Annotated in this window: 16 protein-coding genes and 2 tRNA genes; 13 read left to right on the top strand and 5 right to left on the bottom strand. The window is 65.1% G+C overall.

Going from position 1 to position 17,021, the window contains the following annotated elements; translation table 11 throughout:
- Positions 1–7 precede the first annotated feature (7 nt).
- The 7 genes from hisC to GV001_RS15655 all read left to right on the top strand — a co-directional run bounded on the left by hisC (position 8) and on the right by GV001_RS15655 (position 7,209).
- Positions 8–1,120: a histidinol-phosphate transaminase gene (gene hisC / locus GV001_RS15685; RefSeq protein WP_160081465.1), complete on the top strand. Its 1,113-nt coding sequence runs from the start codon at positions 8–10 to the stop codon at positions 1,118–1,120.
- A 4-nt stretch (positions 1,121–1,124) separates the two neighbouring features.
- Complete coding sequence (locus tag GV001_RS15680) at positions 1,125–3,356, top strand: bifunctional prephenate dehydrogenase/3-phosphoshikimate 1-carboxyvinyltransferase (RefSeq protein WP_160081463.1); 2,232 nt, start codon at positions 1,125–1,127, stop codon at positions 3,354–3,356.
- On the top strand, positions 3,353–4,042 hold the full coding sequence (gene cmk, locus GV001_RS15675; protein ID WP_160081461.1) for a (d)CMP kinase: 690 nt from the start codon (positions 3,353–3,355) through the stop codon (positions 4,040–4,042). Before GV001_RS15680 ends, cmk begins: the two co-directional genes overlap by 4 nt.
- A 142-nt stretch (positions 4,043–4,184) precedes the next feature.
- Positions 4,185–5,870, top strand: coding sequence for a 30S ribosomal protein S1 (rpsA, locus tag GV001_RS15670; RefSeq protein WP_160081459.1), 1,686 nt, complete (start codon positions 4,185–4,187; stop codon positions 5,868–5,870).
- A gap of 257 nt (positions 5,871–6,127) precedes the next feature.
- On the top strand, positions 6,128–6,412 hold the full coding sequence (gene ihfB / locus GV001_RS15665; protein WP_137971639.1) for an integration host factor subunit beta: 285 nt from the start codon (positions 6,128–6,130) through the stop codon (positions 6,410–6,412).
- A 33-nt stretch (positions 6,413–6,445) separates the two neighbouring features.
- Positions 6,446–6,730 carry a lipopolysaccharide assembly protein LapA domain-containing protein gene (locus tag GV001_RS15660; protein ID WP_256664941.1) on the top strand — a complete coding sequence of 95 codons (285 nt, stop codon included), beginning with the start codon at positions 6,446–6,448 and terminating at the stop codon, positions 6,728–6,730.
- 146 nt (positions 6,731–6,876) lie between these two features.
- Complete coding sequence (locus tag GV001_RS15655; RefSeq protein ID WP_160081457.1) at positions 6,877–7,209, top strand: ComEA family DNA-binding protein; 333 nt, start codon at positions 6,877–6,879, stop codon at positions 7,207–7,209.
- Between the two features lie 744 nt (positions 7,210–7,953).
- Here GV001_RS15655 and GV001_RS15650 read toward each other — a convergent pair.
- Entirely contained in the window at positions 7,954–8,280 is a 327-nt protein-coding gene (locus GV001_RS15650; RefSeq protein ID WP_160081455.1) for an Arc family DNA-binding protein, read from the bottom strand.
- 364 nt (positions 8,281–8,644) lie between these two features.
- Between GV001_RS15650 and GV001_RS15645 the strand changes: the two genes are divergently transcribed.
- Positions 8,645–8,721, top strand: a tRNA-Arg gene (locus tag GV001_RS15645).
- A gap of 195 nt (positions 8,722–8,916) precedes the next feature.
- Here GV001_RS15645 and GV001_RS15640 read toward each other — a convergent pair.
- Positions 8,917–9,318, bottom strand: a complete 402-nt coding sequence (locus GV001_RS15640; protein ID WP_160081453.1) for a hypothetical protein — start codon at positions 9,316–9,318, stop codon at positions 8,917–8,919.
- 102 nt (positions 9,319–9,420) lie between these two features.
- Between GV001_RS15640 and GV001_RS15635 the strand changes: the two genes are divergently transcribed.
- Positions 9,421–9,960: a methylated-DNA--[protein]-cysteine S-methyltransferase gene (locus GV001_RS15635; RefSeq protein WP_160081451.1), complete on the top strand. Its 540-nt coding sequence runs from the start codon at positions 9,421–9,423 to the stop codon at positions 9,958–9,960.
- Positions 9,961–10,064: 104 nt separating this feature from the next.
- Here GV001_RS15635 and GV001_RS15630 read toward each other — a convergent pair.
- Together GV001_RS15630 and mobA are read right to left on the bottom strand one after the other, a co-directional pair.
- A tRNA-Pro gene (locus GV001_RS15630) sits at positions 10,065–10,141 on the bottom strand.
- Positions 10,142–10,271: 130 nt separating this feature from the next.
- Positions 10,272–10,877 carry a molybdenum cofactor guanylyltransferase MobA gene (gene mobA, locus GV001_RS15625; RefSeq protein ID WP_160081449.1) on the bottom strand — a complete coding sequence of 202 codons (606 nt, stop codon included), beginning with the start codon at positions 10,875–10,877 and terminating at the stop codon, positions 10,272–10,274.
- A gap of 65 nt (positions 10,878–10,942) precedes the next feature.
- Here mobA and moaB point away from each other — a divergent pair, with 65 nt between their 5' ends.
- The gene (gene moaB / locus GV001_RS15620; protein WP_160081447.1) at positions 10,943–11,482 is read left to right on the top strand and encodes a molybdenum cofactor biosynthesis protein B; all 540 of its coding nucleotides are present in this window, start codon (positions 10,943–10,945) and stop codon (positions 11,480–11,482) included.
- A complete protein-coding gene (gene glp / locus GV001_RS15615) occupies positions 11,479–12,675 on the top strand; it encodes a gephyrin-like molybdotransferase Glp (RefSeq protein WP_160081445.1) in 1,197 nt (398 codons plus the stop codon). The genes moaB and glp overlap by 4 nt, the downstream gene beginning before the upstream one ends.
- Here the strand turns inward: glp and GV001_RS15610 are convergent.
- On the bottom strand, positions 12,647–13,708 hold the full coding sequence (locus GV001_RS15610; RefSeq protein WP_160081443.1) for an AraC family transcriptional regulator: 1,062 nt from the start codon (positions 13,706–13,708) through the stop codon (positions 12,647–12,649). The genes glp and GV001_RS15610 overlap by 29 nt on opposite strands.
- A gap of 126 nt (positions 13,709–13,834) precedes the next feature.
- On the opposite strand from GV001_RS15610, the gene GV001_RS15605 reads away from it, so the two are divergent.
- Together GV001_RS15605 and GV001_RS15600 are read left to right on the top strand one after the other, a co-directional pair.
- Complete coding sequence (locus GV001_RS15605; RefSeq protein WP_160081441.1) at positions 13,835–15,433, top strand: FAD-binding oxidoreductase; 1,599 nt, start codon at positions 13,835–13,837, stop codon at positions 15,431–15,433.
- Between the two features lie 2 nt (positions 15,434–15,435).
- The gene (locus GV001_RS15600) at positions 15,436–17,010 is read left to right on the top strand and encodes a glycerol-3-phosphate dehydrogenase/oxidase (RefSeq protein ID WP_160081439.1); all 1,575 of its coding nucleotides are present in this window, start codon (positions 15,436–15,438) and stop codon (positions 17,008–17,010) included.
- Positions 17,011–17,021: the final 11 nt, after the last annotated feature.

The raw sequence follows: 17,021 nt of genomic DNA, 5'->3' as shown, positions 1-17,021 counted from the left end.
AGCCCCCATGAGTTGCGATTTCCTCGCCCGTGCCGTGCCGGGCGTGCAGAAACTCTCGCCCTACGTGCCGGGCAAGCCGGTCGATGAACTGGCTCGCGAGCTGAATCTCGACCCGGCCGGCATCGTCAAGCTGGCCAGCAACGAGAACCCGCTGGGCCCGTCGCCGAAGGCGTTGGCAGCCATTCGTGCGGCACTGCCCGAGCTGACCCGCTACCCGGACGGCAACGGCTTCGAGCTGAAGGCCAGGCTGGCCGCGCGTTGCGGCGTGAGCGTGGCGCAGGTGACCCTGGGCAATGGCTCCAACGACATCCTCGACCTGGTCGCTCGCGCCTGGCTGGCGCCGGGGTTGAATGCGGTATTCAGCCAGTACGCCTTCGCCGTGTACCCGATTGCCACCCAGGCGGTCGGCGCCCAGGGCAAGGCGGTGCCGGCCAGGGACCATGGCCACGACCTGGAGGCCATGCTGGCGGCCATAGACGCCAACACCCGTGTGGTGTTCGTCGCCAACCCGAACAACCCGACCGGCACCTGGTTTGGCCCGGCTGCGCTGGAGTCCTTCCTCGCCCGTGTGCCGCAGGATGTGCTGGTGGTGCTGGACGAGGCCTATATCGAATACGCCGAGGGTGACGAGCTGCCGGACGGTCTCGACTACCTGGCGCGCTACCCCAATCTGATCGTCTCGCGTACCTTCTCCAAGGCCTATGGCCTGGCGTCGCTGCGCGTCGGCTATGCGCTGTCTTCGCCGCAGGTGGCCGATGTGCTCAACCGCGTACGCCAGCCGTTCAACGTCAACAGCCTGGCCCTGGGCGCCGCCTGCGCCGCGCTGGACGATGCCGACTATCTGGCCGAGAGCCGTCGAGTCAACGACGCCGGCATGGCTCAGCTGGAAGCCGGCCTGGCCGCGCTGGGGCTGCAGTGGATTCCCAGCAAGGGCAACTTCATCGCCGTGGATTTCGCTCGCGATGCCGCGCCGATCAACCAGGCGCTGCTGCAGGCCGGGGTGATCGTGCGCCCGGTGGCCGGTTACGGCATGCCGACTTTCCTGCGCGTGTCCATCGGCACCCAGGCGGAAAACGCCCGCTTCCTCGACGTGCTGGGTCAGGTGCTCGCGCGTGGCTGATGTCATGTCCGCGCCATCTGTGCCTGGCAAGCTCGGCCGCCTGGTGGTGGTCGGCCTGGGCCTGATCGGCGGCTCGTTTGCCAAGGGCATGCGCGAGAAAGGCTTGTTCACCGAGGTGGTCGGCGTCGACCTGGATGCCGAGTCGCGTCGCCTGGCCGTGGAGCTGGGCGTAGTCGATCGCTGCGAAACCGACCTGGCGGCCGCCTGTCAGGGGGCTGCGGTGATCCAGCTGGCGGTGCCTATCCTGGCCATGGAGAAGCTGCTGGCGCAGCTGGCGGGGTTCGAACTGGGCGATGCGCTGCTCACCGATGTCGGCAGCGCCAAGGGCAATGTGGTGCGCGCGGCGCGCCTGGCCTTTAGCAGTGACAACCCGCGTTTCGTGCCGGGCCACCCGATTGCCGGCTCCGAGCAGAGCGGGGTGGAAGCTGCCAATGCCGGTTTGTTTCGTCGTCACAAGGTGATCCTGACGCCGCTGGAGGCCACCGATCCGGCTGCCCTGGCGCTGATCGACGGGCTGTGGCGCGCGCTGGGTGCGGATGTCGAGCACATGCAGGTCGAGCACCATGACCAGGTGCTCGCCGCCACCAGCCATCTGCCGCACCTGCTGGCCTTTACCCTGGTTGATTCGCTGGCCAAGCGCAGCGAGAACCTGGAGATTTTCCGTTACGCCGCCGGGGGGTTCCGCGACTTCACGCGGATTGCCGGCAGTGATCCGGTGATGTGGCACGACATCTTCCTCGCCAACCGCGAGGCGGTGCTGCGCACCCTTGATGCATTTCGCGACGACCTCGACGCCTTGCGCGACGCGGTTGACGCAGGGGACGGGCATCAACTGCTGGGCGTGTTTACCCGCGCCCGGGTTGCCCGCGAGCATTTCAGTAAAATCCTGGCCCGTCGGGCCTATGTGGACGCCATGCATTCGAACGACCTGATTTTCCTCGCCAATCCTGGTGGCTCCCTGTCCGGCCGCATCCGCGTGCCGGGCGACAAGTCGATTTCCCACCGCTCGATCATGCTCGGCTCGCTGGCTGAAGGCACCACCGAGGTGGAGGGCTTCCTCGAAGGCGAGGATGCGCTGGCGACCCTGCAGGCGTTCCGCGACATGGGGGTGGTCATCGAAGGCCCGCATCACGGTCGGGTGACCATTCACGGGGTCGGCCTCAATGGTCTCAAGCCGCCGCCCGGCCCGCTCTATGTGGGCAACTCGGGTACGTCCATGCGCCTGCTGTCCGGTCTGCTCGCCGGGCAGCCGTTCGACACCACTCTGACCGGCGATGCCTCGCTGTCCAAGCGCCCGATGAACCGCGTGGCCAAGCCGCTGCGCGAGATGGGCGCGATCATCGAGACCGGCCCGGAAGGGCGTCCGCCGCTGACCATCAAGGGCGGCCAGCGCCTGACCGGCATGCATTACGAAATGCCAATGGCCAGCGCCCAGGTCAAGTCCTGCCTGCTGCTGGCCGGCCTGTATGCCGCCGGTGACACCGCGGTGACCGAGCCGGCGCCGACCCGTGACCATACTGAGCGCATGCTGCGCGGCTTCGGCTACCCGGTGACGGTCGACGGCAATGTCGCCAGCGTCGAGTCCGGCCACAAGCTCAGTGCCACCCATATCGAAGTCCCGGCCGACATCTCTTCGGCGGCCTTCTTTCTGGTGGCGGCGAGTATCGCCGAGGGCTCCGAGCTGGTGCTGGAGCATGTCGGCATCAACCCGACCCGTACCGGGGTGATCGATATCCTCAAGCTGATGGGCGCCGATATCAGCCTGGAAAACCAGCGCGAGGTGGGTGGCGAACCGGTGGCGGATCTGCGCGTGCGCGCCGCCAAGCTGAAAGGCATCGACATTCCGGAAGACCTGGTGCCGCTGGCCATCGACGAATTCCCGGTGCTGTTCGTCGCCGCGGCCTGTGCCGAAGGGCGCACTGTGCTGCGCGGCGCCGAGGAGCTGCGGGTCAAGGAGTCTGATCGCATCCAGGTGATGGCCGACGGTCTGCTCGCCCTGGGCGTCAAGGCCGAGCCGACCCCGGACGGCATCATCATCGAAGGTGGCCCGATCGGCGGTGGCGAAGTGTGGAGCCATGGCGACCACCGCATCGCCATGTCCTTCAGCGTGGCCTCGCTGCGCGCCAGCGCGCCGATCCGCATCCACGACTGCGCCAATGTGGCCACCTCGTTCCCCAACTTCCTCGGCCTGGCGGCCCAGGCCGGCATCCGCGTGGCGGAAGAGGGTAAGGCATGACTGGCTTGGCGACGGTGATCACCATCGACGGGCCGAGCGGCTCGGGCAAGGGCACGGTGGCCGGCCTGCTGGCGCGCCAACTGGGCTGGAACCTGCTGGACTCCGGTGCCCTGTACCGCCTGCTGGCCTTCGCCGCACGCAATCATGGTATCGACCTGACCAATGAAGAGGCGCTGAAGACTTTGGCGGCTCACCTGGACGTGCAGTTCATCGCCGCCAGCGGCGGTCACGGCCAGCGCATCATTCTCGAAGGCGAGGAAGTCACCGACGACATCCGCAACGAGCAGGTCGGTGCCGGTGCTTCCCAGGTCGCCGCCTTGCCGGCGGTGCGCGATGCGCTGCTGCAGCGCCAGCGCGCCTTCCGCGAGGCGCCGGGCCTGGTGGCGGATGGGCGCGACATGGGGACGGTAGTGTTTCCCGAGGCGCCGCTGAAGATATTCCTCACCGCCAGTGCCGAGGAGCGCGCCCGTCGCCGCTATCTGCAGTTGAAAGGCAAGGTGGAAGGTGTTAGCCTGCCCAGTCTGCTAGACGAGATTCGTGCACGCGATGAGCGTGACATGCAGCGCGCAGTGGCGCCACTGAAGCCGGCAGCCGATGCCATTCAGCTGGATTCCACCGAGCTCACCATCGAGCAGGTGCTGGAAAGAATTCTCAGCGAGGTCGCCAACCGCGATCTCGCCGGGTAGTAAAAGACCGCACTCACGCGGTCGACAAGGAGGCGTGCAGGAGACCAGTCAACGTCCTGCAGGCCTCTTTTTACATCACGAACCCACATTGTCTGGAGTGTGGTTTGGGCAGATTCCCTGCCCTTGATCAACAGGAATCAACATGAGCGAAAGCTTTGCAGAACTTTTTGAAGAAAGCCTAAAGACTCTTAATCTTCAGGCTGGCGCGATCATCACCGCGATCATTGTCGACATCGACTATCAAGCTGGCTGGGTAACCGTCCACGCTGGTCTGAAGTCCGAAGGCCTGATCCCGCTTGAACAGTTCTACAACGATGCTGGCGAACTGGCCATCAACGTTGGTGATGAAGTTCACGTGGCGCTGGACGCGGTTGAAGATGGCTTTGGTGAAACCAAGCTGTCCCGCGAAAAAGCCAAGCGTGCTGAGTGCTGGATCGTTCTGGAAGCAGCTTTCGCCGCTGAAGAAGTGGTCAAGGGCGTTATCAACGGTAAGGTTAAGGGCGGCTTCACCGTCGACGTTAACGGCATCCGTGCGTTCCTGCCGGGTTCCCTGGTCGATGTCCGTCCGGTGCGTGATACCACTCACCTGGAAGGCAAAGAGCTCGAGTTCAAGGTCATCAAGCTGGACCAGAAGCGCAACAACGTTGTCGTTTCCCGCCGCAGCGTGCTGGAAGCCGAGAACAGCGCCGAGCGCGAAGCTCTGCTGGAATCCCTGCAGGAAGGCCAGCAGGTCAAGGGTATCGTCAAGAACCTCACCGACTACGGTGCGTTCGTTGACCTGGGCGGTGTCGATGGTCTGCTGCACATCACCGACATGGCCTGGAAGCGTATCAAGCACCCGTCCGAGATCGTCAACGTTGGCGACGAGATCGACGTCAAGATCCTCAAGTACGACCGCGAGCGCAACCGCGTCTCCCTGGGCCTGAAGCAACTGGGTGAAGACCCATGGGTTGCCATCAAGGCGCGTTACCCGGAAGGCACCCGTGTCACCGCCAAGGTCACCAACCTGACCGACTACGGCTGCTTCGCTGAGCTGGAAGAAGGCGTTGAAGGCCTGGTGCACGTGTCCGAGATGGATTGGACCAACAAGAACATCCACCCGTCCAAAGTCGTTAACGTCGGCGACGAAGTGGAAGTTCAGGTTCTCGACATCGACGAAGAGCGTCGTCGTATCTCCCTGGGCATCAAGCAGTGCAAGTCGAACCCGTGGGAAGACTTCTCCGGCCAGTTCAACAAGGGCGACAAGATCTCCGGCACCATCAAGTCGATCACCGATTTCGGTATCTTCATTGGTCTGGACGGCGGCATCGACGGTCTGGTTCACCTGTCCGACATCTCCTGGAACGAAGTGGGCGAAGAAGCCGTGCGTCGTTTCAAGAAGGGCGACGAGCTGGAAACTGTCATCCTCTCCGTTGATCCGGAGCGCGAGCGCATCTCCCTGGGCATCAAGCAGCTGGAAGACGATCCGTTCTCCAACTACGCCTCGCTCAACGAGAAGGGCACCATCGTTCGTGGCACCGTGAAAGAAGTTGACGCCAAAGGCGCCATCATCGATCTGGGCAACGATATCGAAGCGACCCTGAAAGCCTCCGAAATCAGCCGTGATCGCGTTGAAGATGCGCGTAACGTACTGAAGGAAGGCGACGAAGTCGAAGCCAAGATCATCAGCATCGACCGCAAGAGCCGCGTAATCAGCCTGTCCATCAAGTCCAAAGACGTCGAAGACGAAAAGGACGCGATGAAAGAGCTGCGTACCAAGCAGGAAGTTGAAAGCACCGGCCCGACCACCATTGGTGATCTGATCCGCGCGCAGATGAACCAGAACTAAGTTCAGGTTGATCAGGAAAAGGGCGACTTCGGTCGCCCTTTTTTGTGCCTGTCGATTTTTCCGGAAAGCGCTCGAGGCTGGCGTCCATCGGTGCTGCGCGGCAACGCCATGCGGCGAAATCGGTGCCAGGCGAATTATCTTGCCCGGCTACTGCGATTTTGCGCTAACACCTTGTTTTATAGGCTGTTCAAAAGCTGACCAGCATGCTAAAACCTTCCTATCTAGTGATCTAGCCGCTTGAAAAAGAAGGGAAAACCATGACCAAGTCGGAGTTGATCGAGCGCATTGTCACCCATCAGGGGTTGCTTTCCTCAAAGGATGTTGAGCTGGCGATCAAGACCATGTTGGAACAAATGTCGCAGGCTCTGGCCACTGGGGATCGCATTGAGATCCGCGGTTTTGGCAGCTTTTCCCTGCACTATCGGGCGCCACGTGTCGGTCGCAACCCAAAGACCGGCGAGTCGGTGCGTCTGGACGGCAAATTTGTCCCGCACTTCAAGCCGGGGAAGGAGCTGCGTGATCGGGTCAACGAAGATGAGTGAGTTCGTCTCGCGGGGGCTGGGATGTTGAGCCGCTTGAAGCGTTGGCTGCTGCTGGGCGGGTTGTTGCTGGTGGCGCTGGCCGTTCTGGTGTTCGTGCTGGAAAACCGCCAGCAAAGCCATCTGGTGTTCCTCGGCTGGTTGACCCCCGAGTTTCCCGTCGCGGTGCTGATGTCCGCCGCTTTCATCCTTGGCGCGGTGTTTTCCCTGCTGCTCAATCTCTGGCTGCTGGGCCGTCTGCGCCTGCGCATCGCACGCCAGCAGCGCGATCTGCTGCTGTTGCGGCGACAGGTCGAAGGGCAGGGTGAGGTGAAGGTGTAGGGGGCTTGCAATGTCGCTGTTGCTGTCGGGTTGTGCAGTGCTGCACAGAATGCTGGGCTTGCTGGTTTGACAGGGCCGTTGCAGCAACTAACTTGAAGGCGTGGCAGGGGTACGCCACACCTATCAATAGCAAAAGGAACTTTGCAATGCTCAAGAAAAATCTGTCTGCCCTGGTCTTTTCCTGCCTTGCCGCTCTGTCCGCTGCTGTCTTCGCGGCGGAGCCGGTCACAAGCCAGCCTGCTTCCGTCGATGCAAGCCAGTCTGCGGTTGCTGTCGAGGTGGCGCGTATCAATCTGAATACCGCTGATGTGTCTGCCCTGGAAAGTGGCCTGGTGGGTATTGGCAAGGTCAAGGCTCAGGCTATTGTCGATCACCGTACTGCCAATGGCCCATTCGCCTCGGTTGACGAGTTGCTGGAAGTCAAAGGCATTGGCGCGGCCACTCTGGAGAAGAATCGTGACAGGCTGAGTGTGAACTGACGCGGCGTGTCGCTGGGTGGTAAAAAGCGGTAATGAGGTGGTTCCCCGAACCCTGTGAGGCTAAATCTTCACAGGGTTTTTTCTTTTCGGGGGCATCGTCATGAATATCGTCTAGATTGGAGTCGGTCCTGAGTAAAGCGCTTTGAGGGTGATCTGGGGGCTTGTTCCCGGGGTGGCCAGTGGCGTGCTGTAGGTCGAACTGGCGATGGCAGTGTTGTTGCGGTTGTTATTTCGCCACCGTGGTGGGTTGGTGTCTCGCCAGTCCGGTGCGGGTGGCTGGCAGGGTCTGTTGCGTGGGCAGGATGCGAGGCGCGAGGTGAATCAGATCCCTGTTTGGGTCGTGCGTGACCGTGAGGGGTGTTCCGCTGATTTTTCAGCTGGTGCGGTACGAAGGTGTGCGCTCAAGCCTCGGTGGATAAAGCTGCGGCGCTCTGTATCGATGGGGTGGTGGTCTATGCGGCGTTTGCGCGTATTTGTGGGGTCGTGCATGCCTGGTCTGGATTGCGGGCTTTCCATATCCAGAGCGTCAGCGCTTGCGGCAGTCTGCTGAAAATCTGGGCGGTGCGTCTTCAGATTTGGCGACTAAGCGCTGAAGAATCGCCTCGGTGGGGTGTTGTGCCGGGCAGCCGACGTCAGGCGTAGATGCTGTTGTGGTCTTGGGCACACAATAGCACTTTCAACCGCTAACCCAGGCATGGGCATAAAGCCGGCGATCAAGCCGGCTTCTTTGCTTTTGCAGGGGTATCATGCCTGTTCGGTGGCGAGCTCGGCATCGTGGGCGATAAGGGCGACCAGGGCGTTCTGCTGGCGATGCGAGAGCTGACGGAAGCGCTGCAGCAGTTCGCGTTCGTGCAGGGAAAGCTCGGGGCTGTCCAGGCGCAACTCTTGATCGTCACCCAGCGCGCCTTCCTGCAGTAGGGTCTGCTCCAGGCGTGCGATGATTTCCGAGTTCATGCTGCGATGATGGTTGCGCGCCACGTCGGCGATGCGCTCGCGCATGCCGTCGGGAAGGCGGACCACAAACTTGTCAGCCGTACGGCTGGAATAGATAGCTTGTTTCATAGGGCGCATACATTAAACCGGTTAGTTCAGGAAAGCGATGCTGGCACTTGGCTATGGAATTGTTACTGCTTTGACAGCATTTGACACTAGCCGTTCAGTCGATTGAGCATCGTCGATTCGGTGGTGGGTCGAGTATTTGACGCCAATTACACGTCGAATTTTGCGCGTAATACCGGCGCATTGCCAGCACCAGTTGTCCGAAATGCGTGCCAATCAGCAAAAGCGCTGGCGCTGCGCTGTGGGGTGGGAGGTGAAGGAATGCTGTGCTTCGTGAGTAGTGCCTTGTTAGTGCTGGGTTGGGCATGACAAATCCGGGCATGCCCGTTAACATGCGGCCCGGTCAAATTCCGCTGTTGTATGCCGCGCGTTACAGGTCCCAGTAGCTCAATTGGATAGAGCATCCCCCTCCTAAGGGGAAGGTTGGCAGTTCGAACCTGCCCTGGGACACCATCCCAATCAAAGTCGCCAGAAGATTCCTAATTTTTCGCCGGGTCACACAGGGTGTGGGCAGGCGGGGTAGGGTCGTGGGTGGCGATCAGAAAACTCCGTTCAGCCCCCTCGCGGCTGGGGCTTTCCCATGCGGGTGCCTCACTCCGGGGTGGCATGAATATCTGAGCGAGTCGCTCCCCGGCATTTCTGTCTGTTTCAGGCGTCGCGCAGGAGGTCGTGGGCGTTGAGCAGGCTGTAGGCGATCTCCGGGCGTTTCTCCAGGCCGCGGCGAATCGCGGCGGGAATCGACTGGCGGGTTTTGCGGCACAGGCCGGGCAGTTCCTCGATATGGATGGCGATGCCGCGCATGCTGCGGACTTCGTTGAAACCGGGGGTTACCTGCAGGCAAATGCCCAGTTGCTCGTGGATGCGCCGCTGCATGTGTTCGAGGTCGTTCAGGTCCGCAATATTTTCCAGGCGCTCGAGCAGGCGCTTTTCCTCCGGGCGAGTCAGGCGCAGGATGCGCAGGTCGGCATCGGGGCTGTCCAGCAGCTGTTCTCGCCCGCAGATGCAGGCGCCGGGTGGGCAGGGTTGGCGGGTCGGTGGCGAGGGCGTCATGGCCTCCGATCATAGCGAGCTGCGCTGACTGTTGCCTATCGGGCTTCGTCGGCTGGCGGGCGAGCGGGGTTTCTTGGATGCGCCAGGCAACAGGTGGATGGAATGCAGCGACAAGTTGAGCGAAGCGGGGTGCTGGGCGATCTGCTCGACTCCCCGTTGGGGCGCATGATTGCCCTGGTGGATGAGCGGGGCGCCTTGCTGCGCCTGGATTTTCTGGCCGATGAGCAACAGTCGCCGACGCTCTGGCAGGGCTTCGCCTGGCAGCGCGATGCGGCGGCCGTGGTGCCGGTCGCACGCCAGCTCGGCGAGTATTTCGCCGGGCGCCGCCGGGTCTTCGATCTGCCTCTGGTGCCCCGCGGCACGCCCTACCAGCAGGAAGTCTGGAGCCGGCTGCGGCAAGTGCCCTATGGCGTCACCCTGACCTATGCCGAGCTGGGCGCCCGCCTTCTGCCGCACAGGACTTCGGCGCGGGCCATCGGTCGGGCCAATGCACTCAATCCGATCTCGATCATCGTGCCGTGCCATCGCATCATCGGTGCTGATGGCAGCCTGACCGGCTATGCCGGCGGGCTGGCGCGCAAGCAGGCCTTGCTCGAACTGGAGGGTGTGCCGACGGCGGGGTGCCAGCAGTCGCTGCTCTGAATGGGCGGCGATGGGGTTTTCTGAGCGATAGAAATGAAAAAACCGGCCTCTGTGGGCCGGTTTTCGGAGCAGCGTGCCTGGCGGCTTCACTGCTTTCGGGAATTTGGTCGGAGCGACAGGATTCGAACCTGCGACCTTCTCGTCCCGAACGAGACGCGCTACCAAGCTGCGCTACGCTCCGTTCAATGGCGCGCATTGTACCGAAAAAGTTTTGTTGCACAAGGGGTTAGCCTGACTTTTTGTTTGCAGGCGGGGCGCGGTGCCGCGCTGCGGGGCTGCTGGCTAGCTGGCGGGGCCGCAGGGGGCAGGTGCTACGGCCGAGCGAGCGCCGCACTCGCCGCCAGCAGTTCGGGGGTATTCAGATTGGCCAGGCGCGGGTCGTCTGCGGCGCAGGCGAAGGCCTGGGCGCCGAGCTGCAGCAACAGCCGCTGCGGGCTGCGCTCTCCGGCCTGCCAGGCCTGTTCGATGGCACCGGCGAGGCTGAGCGGCAGCAGGCAGAACAGCGGTTCCCACTGCTCGCCACGACGGATCAGCAGCGGCTTGTCCGGCTGCTCGGCGGCGCGGGTGCGCATGGCCTGCAGCAGGGTCGCATCGAGCAGCGGGGCGTCGCAGGGCAGGACCAGCAGCCAGGGCCGGCGGGCGGCCTTGAGGCCGGCGCGGATGCCGGCCAGGGGGCCGGGGAATTCGCTGTCGTCATCGGCCACCAGGCGATCGGCGTAGGCGGCGTAACGTTCGGCGTTGCGGTTGCAGGAGATGATCAGGTCGTCGCTCAGCGGGCGCACCACGGTGTGCAGGTGGGCGATCAGCGGCTGCCCGCGCCAGTCCAGCAGGCCCTTGTCTTGGCCGCCCATGCGCTGCCCGCGACCGCCGGCCAGGAGCAGGATGGAACAGGCTGGAAGGGGGCTGGAATCGGTCATGGCGGTGCTCCGGCTGGGGCCTGTGATATAACACCGGCCTGTTTTCGCCACAACCGGATTGCGCCATGAGCCACAAGGCCGAGGCGGCATTCGTGCCGCTGAATATCGCCGTTTTGACCGTCAGTGATACCCGCAGCCTGGAGACCGACACCTCGGGCCAGCTGTTCGTCGATCGCCTCACCGCCGCCGGGCACACGCTGGCCGCGCGGATGCTGCTGAAGGACGACCTGTACAAGATCCGCGCCCAGGTCGCCGGCTGGATCGCCGAAGACCAGGTGCAGGTGGTTTTGATCACCGGCGGCACCGGCTTCACCGGCCGCGACAGCACCCCGGAAGCCGTGAGCTGCCTGCTGGACAAGCAGGTGGACGGCTTCGGCGAGCTGTTCCGGCAGATTTCCGTGGCCGATATCGGCACCTCCACCATTCAGTCGCGGGCCCTGGCCGGCCTGGCCAACGGTACCCTGGTGTGCTGCCTGCCGGGCTCGACCAACGCCTGTCGCACCGCCTGGGACGGTATCCTCGCCGAGCAGCTGGACAACCGTCACCGGCCCTGCAACTTCGTGCCGCACCTCAAGGCGGTCGGGGCCTGCGAGAGCCGCGGATGAGCCTGCTGCCGGTCGAGGAGGCCCTGGCGCGCCTGCTGGCCCAGGCCAATGCGGCGCCGCTTGGCGAGTGCGAGCAGGTGCCACTGGCCGATGCCGATGGCCGGGTGCTGGCCGAGGCGCTGATCGCCGGCCTGGACCTGCCGCCCTGGCCGAACAGCGCCATGGACGGCTATGCCCTGCGCCTGGCCGACTGCAGCGCTGAACCGCTGCAGGTCAGCCAGCGCATCCTTGCGGGCCAGGCGCCCGCGCCGCTGCAGCCGGGCACCTGCGCGCGGATCTTCACCGGCGCGCCGCTGCCGGCCGGCGCCGACTGCGTGGAAATGCAGGAGAACGCCGAAGTCCTGGCCGATGGCCGGGTGCGTTTTCGCGAACCGCTGCGGGTGGGGCAGAACGTGCGTCCGCAGGGCCAGGAAACCCGCGCCGGCGAGCAGGTACTGGCAGCCGGCGCTCGCCTGGGCCCGGTCGAACTGGGCCTGGCCGCCTCCCTGGGTCATGCCGAGTTGTCGGTGCGGCGCCGGCCGCGGGTGGCGGTGTTGTCCACTGGCGACGAGCTGATCGAGCCCGGCCTGCCGCTGGGCCCGGGGCAGATCTACAACAGCAACCGCAGCCTGCTGTGCGCCTGGTTGCGCCGCCTGGGTTGTACTGTGGTGGATGGCGGCATCCTCGCCGACGACCCGCAGCGCACCCGCGATGCCCTGGCGGCGCTGATCGATGTCGACCTGATCCTGTCCACCGGCGGAGTGTCGGTGGGCGAGGCGGATTTCCTTGGCCAGGTGCTGCAGGAAGACGGCGAGCTGACCCTGTGGAAGCTGGCGATCAAGCCGGGCAAGCCGCTGACCTGTGGCCACTACCGCGGTGTGCCGGTGATCGGCCTGCCCGGTAATCCGGCCTCGACCCTGGTCACGTTCGGCCTGCTGGCCCGTCCTTATCTATTGCGGCGTCTGGGTGTGGTCGAAGTCGAGCCGCTGGCCATCGACGTGCCGGCCGGTTTCGCCTGGAGCAAGGCTGGCAAGCGTCGCGAGTACCTGCGCGCGCGTCTCGAAGGCGGCCGCGCGGTGCTCTATCCGAACCAGAGTTCTGGCGTGCTGCGCAGCGCCGCCTGGGCCGATGGCCTGGTGGAAGTGCTTGAGGACAGGACCTATGCCGAAGGCGAACTGCTGCGCTTTATTCCGCTGAGCGAGTTGCTGGACTAGGCGTGCCGAGCGGCAGGTGTTTGCCGCGCTCACGGTACTCACCTGGGGTCATGCCGGTGCGCGCCTTGAAGCTGCGGTGCAGTGAGCGCGCCTCGGTGAAACCCAGGTAGCTGGCGATATCCTCGATCGCCAGGTCGCTGCGCAGCAGGTAGTGCTCGGCCAGTTCCTGGCGCAGCTGGTCGAGGATTTCCTGGTAGCTGGTGCCGGCGTTCTGCAGGTGGCGCTGCAGAGTGCGCACGGTCATGTGGAACTTCTCGGCGACCTTCTCCTTGCGCGGCAGGCCGTCCTTGAGCAGCAGGCGCAGGGCGTTCTTCACCCGTTGTGGCAGCGGTTCGTTGTCGTCGAGGCCGGCCATCAGGGTCAGGGCGTGTTCTTCCAGGGTGCGCAGCAGGTTGGCATCGGCCTGGCGCAGGGGGATGGCCAGGTAGTCCATGGGCACCAGCAGGGCGTTGCAGGGCTGCTCGAACAGCACCGGGCAGCCGAACACGGCTTCGTAATCGGCCTGGGTGGTGCCGTCGGGGCGGGCATGCTCCATCCACACCTCGCGCGGCGACTTGTCCATGTCGGCGATCCAGCGCGCATAGAGCATCCACGAGGCGAGGACACCCTCGACCATGTGCCGGCGGATGTCCGGGCGTTCGTGGCGGCAGTTCCAGACCAGCTTGACGTGGTCGCCTGCGGCCAGCAGCTGGCTGGTGCCCATGTCGCCGACCAGTTTCTCGTAGGGCACGATGCGGCTCATGGCTTCGCCCAGGGTGGCGCAGTTCATGGTGATGTAGCCGAGCACGCTCCAGTAGCCGGGCTGCACGAACTGCGCCGAACGCAGGCCGAACAGCGGGTCGCCGGAGACTGCCAGCAGGTGGCTGAGCAGGCGCTCGTGCAGCTCGCTGGGAATGCGCTTGCCGTTGTCGGCCAGGTCTTCGGCGCTGATGCCGACCGTCGTGCGTACGGCTTCCACGTCCAGGCCGAGGCGCTCGGCATGGCGCAGGTATTTGATCAGGGCGGGAACCGAGGTATAGCCGAGGGTCAGCATGGTTCTTGTTGTTCTGCTTGTCTTGATTGGCGATGACCGCTGTCCCGATCTGACAGTGACCGGGTGACGCGGCCGGCTAGTATAGGCAGCCATCGATGGTCAGCGGAACACACAGGGGAGCGGCAGATGCGACGTTGGAACGGATGGGGTGACGAGGCCACGCAGGTGGTGCTGCCGGCCAATGGCGGCGCCTTCCTCGAGGCGCGGGTCGGTACCGGCCAGGTGCTGGCCGATGCCAGCCTGGCGCAGGTGCTGGCCCGGGTGCCGGCCTCGCGTCTGCTCGCGCGCCATCCGCTGATCAGCCTGGACGCCGAGGTGCGCGTGCGCCATGCCCGCGGGCAGAGCCTGCCGGACTGGCTGGCCATGCGCTCCGGCGAGTTCGGCGTGTTTCCCGACGGCGTGGCCCTGCCGGAAACGCCAGAGCAGATCCGCGAGCTGCTGGCCTGGGCCCGCGAGCACGACGTGATCCTGATTCCCTACGGCGGCGGCACCTCGGTGGCCGGGCATATCAACCCGGTCGAGTCCGAGAAGCCGGTGCTGACCCTGTCGCTGGAGCGCATGACCCAACTGCTCGATCTCGACGAGAGCAGCCTGATCGCCACCTTCGCCCCCGGCGCCAACGGCCCGCAGGTGGAGGCGCAATTGCGCGCGCGCGGCTACACCCTCGGCCACTTCCCGCAGTCCTGGGAGCTGTCGACCCTCGGCGGCTGGGTGGCCAGCCGCTCCAGCGGCCAGCAGTCGCTGCGCTACGGACGCATCGAGCAGCTGTTCGCCGGCGGCAAGCTGGAGACCTTCGCCGGTACGCTGGATATCCCGACTTTCCCGGCCTCGGCCGCCGGCCCGGACCTGCGCGAGCTGATCCTCGGCTCGGAAGGGCGCTTCGGCGTGATCTCCGAGGTCAAGGTGCGGGTGACCAGGCTGGCCGAGCAGGAGCAGTTCTTCGCCGTGTTCCTGCCCAGCTGGCAGCAGGCCCTGGCCGGCATCCGCACCCTGGTGCAGGCCCGCGTACCGCTGTCGATGCTGCGCCTGTCCAACGCCATCGAGACCGAGACCCAGCTGGCCCTGGCCGGCCATCCCGGGCAGATCGCCTGGCTGGAAAGATACCTGGCCTTGCGCGGCGCCCGCGGCGGCAAGTGCATGCTGACCTTCGGCGTCACCGGCAACCGGGCGCAGAACGCGCTGTCGGTGAAACAGGCCAAGCGCATCCTCCGCGCCGAAGGTGGCGTGTTCACCGGCACCCTGCTGGGCAAGAAATGGGCGGAAAACCGCTTCCGCTTCCCCTACCTGCGTCATGGCCTGTGGGAGGCCGGTTACGCGGTGGACACCCTGGAAACCGCCACCGACTGGAGCAACGTCGACAACCTGCTGAACAAGGTCGAGGACAGTCTGCGCCATGGCCTGAGCGAGGAGGGCGAGCGGGTGCATGTGTTCACCCACCTGTCGCATGTCTACGGCCAGGGTTCGAGCATCTACACCACCTACGTGTTCCGCCCGGGCAGCAGCTACGGCGAGACCCTGGCGCGCTGGAGCAAGCTCAAGCAGGCGGCCAGCCGGACGATTGCCGACAACCGCGGCACCATCAGCCACCAGCACGGCGTCGGCCGCGACCATGCGCCGTACTTGCAGGCGGAGAAGGGTGCGCTGGGCATCGCCGCGCTGCAGAGCATGGCGCAGCATTTCGACCCGGATGGGCGCCTGGCTCCCGGCGTGCTGCTGGAAGACTGAGGATGAGCTGGAACGCGCAGTGGCGCGAAGCGGTGTTGCCCGAGCTGGCGGCGCGCGACTGGGATCTGATCGTGGTTGGCGGTGGCATCAGCGGCGCCGGCATCCTGCGCGAGGCGGCGCGGCGCGGCTGGAAATGCCTGCTGCTGGAGCAGCGCGATTTCGCCTGGGGCACCTCCAGTCGCTCGTCGAAGATGGTCCACGGCGGCCTGCGCTATATCGCCAAGGGCCAGCTCGGCCTGACCCGCGACTCGGTGCGCGAGCGTCAGCGCCTGCTCGGTGAGGCGCCGGGGCTGGTCGATCCGCTGCCGTTCCTGTTTCCCCATTATCAGGGGCAGTTTCCCGGGCCCAAGCTCTTCGGTGGGCTGCTCGGCATCTACGACGCTCTGGCCGGCCAGCGCCTGCATCGTTATCAGCCGCTGCGCGAGCTGCGTTTTCTCGCTCCCGGTTTGCAGGACGAGCAGCTGCTGGGGGCCACCCAGTTCCTTGACGCGGTGACCGACGATGCGCGTCTGGTCATGCGGGTCTTGGGCGAAGCGCGGGCCGAGGGCGGTGAAGCGCTAAACGGCCTGCGCGTAGTCGAACTGACGCGCGACAATGGCCGGGTCGTCGGGCTGCAGGCGGAGGACAGCGAATCCGGCCAGCGTTACGCCTTCCACGCCCGGGTGGTGGCTCAGGCCACCGGTGCCTGGGCCGATGAGCTGCGCCAGCGCGATGGCCGCGAACATATCCGCCCGCTGCGTGGCAGCCACCTGCTGCTGCCGGCCTGGCGTCTGCCGGTGGCGCAGGCGCTCAGCTTTATGCATGGACAGGACAAGCGTCCGGTCTTTGTCTTCCCCTGGGAAGGCGCCACGGTGATCGGTACCACCGATCTGGATCATGGCGAGGCGCTGGATCGCGATGCACGCATCGCCCGCGAGGAGGTCGATTATCTGCTGGCCGCCTGCGCCCAGGTATTTCCCGCCGCCGGCGTCACCCGTGGCGATGTGCTGTCCACCTGGGCCGGCGTGCGGCCGGTGGTCAGCACGGACACGGCACCAACCAGCAAACCGTCGGACGAGAAGCGCGAGCATGCCCTGTGGCTCGAGCCCGGCTGCGTGACCCTGGCCGGCGGCAAGCTGACCACTTTCCGCCTGCTGGCCCTGGAAGTGCTGCGCGCCTGTGCGCCGTTCGCCGGCAGGACGGTCGAGGATCTCGGCCAGCCGGTGTTTCATCGGCCGGCGGCGCTGCCGCTGCCGGGCCTGAGCGCGACGCAGCAGCGCCGCCTGGCCGGTCGCCATGGCCTGGCGTTGCCGGGGCTGGCGGCATTGCTGGAGGCGCTGGGTGGCGAGCGCATTGGCGCCAGTGAGACCCTCTGGGCCGAGCTGGCCCAGGCCTGTGACGACGAGCTGGTGCTGCACCTGGACGACCTGCTGCTGCGCCGCACCCGCATCGGTTTGCTGCTGGCCGAAGGTGCCGCCGCCGAGCTGCCGCGCATCCGTGCCCTGTGCCAGCCGCGCCTGGGCTGGAGCGATGCGCGCTGGGACACCGAACAACAACGCTATCTGGAGCTGTGGCGCAGTTGCTACAGCCTGCCGTGACCTGCCGTGGA

It is taken from the genome of Pseudomonas sp. 8AS (assembly GCF_902506505.1).
Classification (GTDB): Bacteria; Pseudomonadota; Gammaproteobacteria; order Pseudomonadales; family Pseudomonadaceae; genus Aquipseudomonas.
The sequence above is the reverse complement of the archived record's forward strand: the minus strand, read 5'-3'. Positions and strand labels throughout refer to the sequence as shown.

What these genes read in the sequence shown, in the direction of transcription:
- mobA (WP_160081449.1), bottom strand. Translation starts at nt 10,877, where the DNA reads ATGACCGATTCCAGCCCCCTTCCAGCCTGTTCCATCCTGCTCCTGGCC.
- cmk (WP_160081461.1), top strand. Translation starts at nt 3,353, where the DNA reads ATGACTGGCTTGGCGACGGTGATCACCATCGACGGGCCGAGCGGCTCG.
- GV001_RS15680 (WP_160081463.1), top strand. Translation starts at nt 1,125, where the DNA reads ATGTCCGCGCCATCTGTGCCTGGCAAGCTCGGCCGCCTGGTGGTGGTC.
- glp (WP_160081445.1), top strand. Translation starts at nt 11,479, where the DNA reads ATGAGCCTGCTGCCGGTCGAGGAGGCCCTGGCGCGCCTGCTGGCCCAG.
- rpsA (WP_160081459.1), top strand. Translation starts at nt 4,185, where the DNA reads ATGAGCGAAAGCTTTGCAGAACTTTTTGAAGAAAGCCTAAAGACTCTT.
- GV001_RS15640 (WP_160081453.1), bottom strand. Translation starts at nt 9,318, where the DNA reads ATGACGCCCTCGCCACCGACCCGCCAACCCTGCCCACCCGGCGCCTGC.
- GV001_RS15655 (WP_160081457.1), top strand. Translation starts at nt 6,877, where the DNA reads ATGCTCAAGAAAAATCTGTCTGCCCTGGTCTTTTCCTGCCTTGCCGCT.
- GV001_RS15635 (WP_160081451.1), top strand. Translation starts at nt 9,421, where the DNA reads ATGCAGCGACAAGTTGAGCGAAGCGGGGTGCTGGGCGATCTGCTCGAC.
- moaB (WP_160081447.1), top strand. Translation starts at nt 10,943, where the DNA reads ATGAGCCACAAGGCCGAGGCGGCATTCGTGCCGCTGAATATCGCCGTT.
- GV001_RS15650 (WP_160081455.1), bottom strand. Translation starts at nt 8,280, where the DNA reads ATGCGCCCTATGAAACAAGCTATCTATTCCAGCCGTACGGCTGACAAG.
- ihfB (WP_137971639.1), top strand. Translation starts at nt 6,128, where the DNA reads ATGACCAAGTCGGAGTTGATCGAGCGCATTGTCACCCATCAGGGGTTG.
- GV001_RS15605 (WP_160081441.1), top strand. Translation starts at nt 13,835, where the DNA reads ATGCGACGTTGGAACGGATGGGGTGACGAGGCCACGCAGGTGGTGCTG.
- GV001_RS15610 (WP_160081443.1), bottom strand. Translation starts at nt 13,708, where the DNA reads ATGCTGACCCTCGGCTATACCTCGGTTCCCGCCCTGATCAAATACCTG.
- GV001_RS15600 (WP_160081439.1), top strand. Translation starts at nt 15,436, where the DNA reads ATGAGCTGGAACGCGCAGTGGCGCGAAGCGGTGTTGCCCGAGCTGGCG.
- hisC (WP_160081465.1), top strand. Translation starts at nt 8, where the DNA reads ATGAGTTGCGATTTCCTCGCCCGTGCCGTGCCGGGCGTGCAGAAACTC.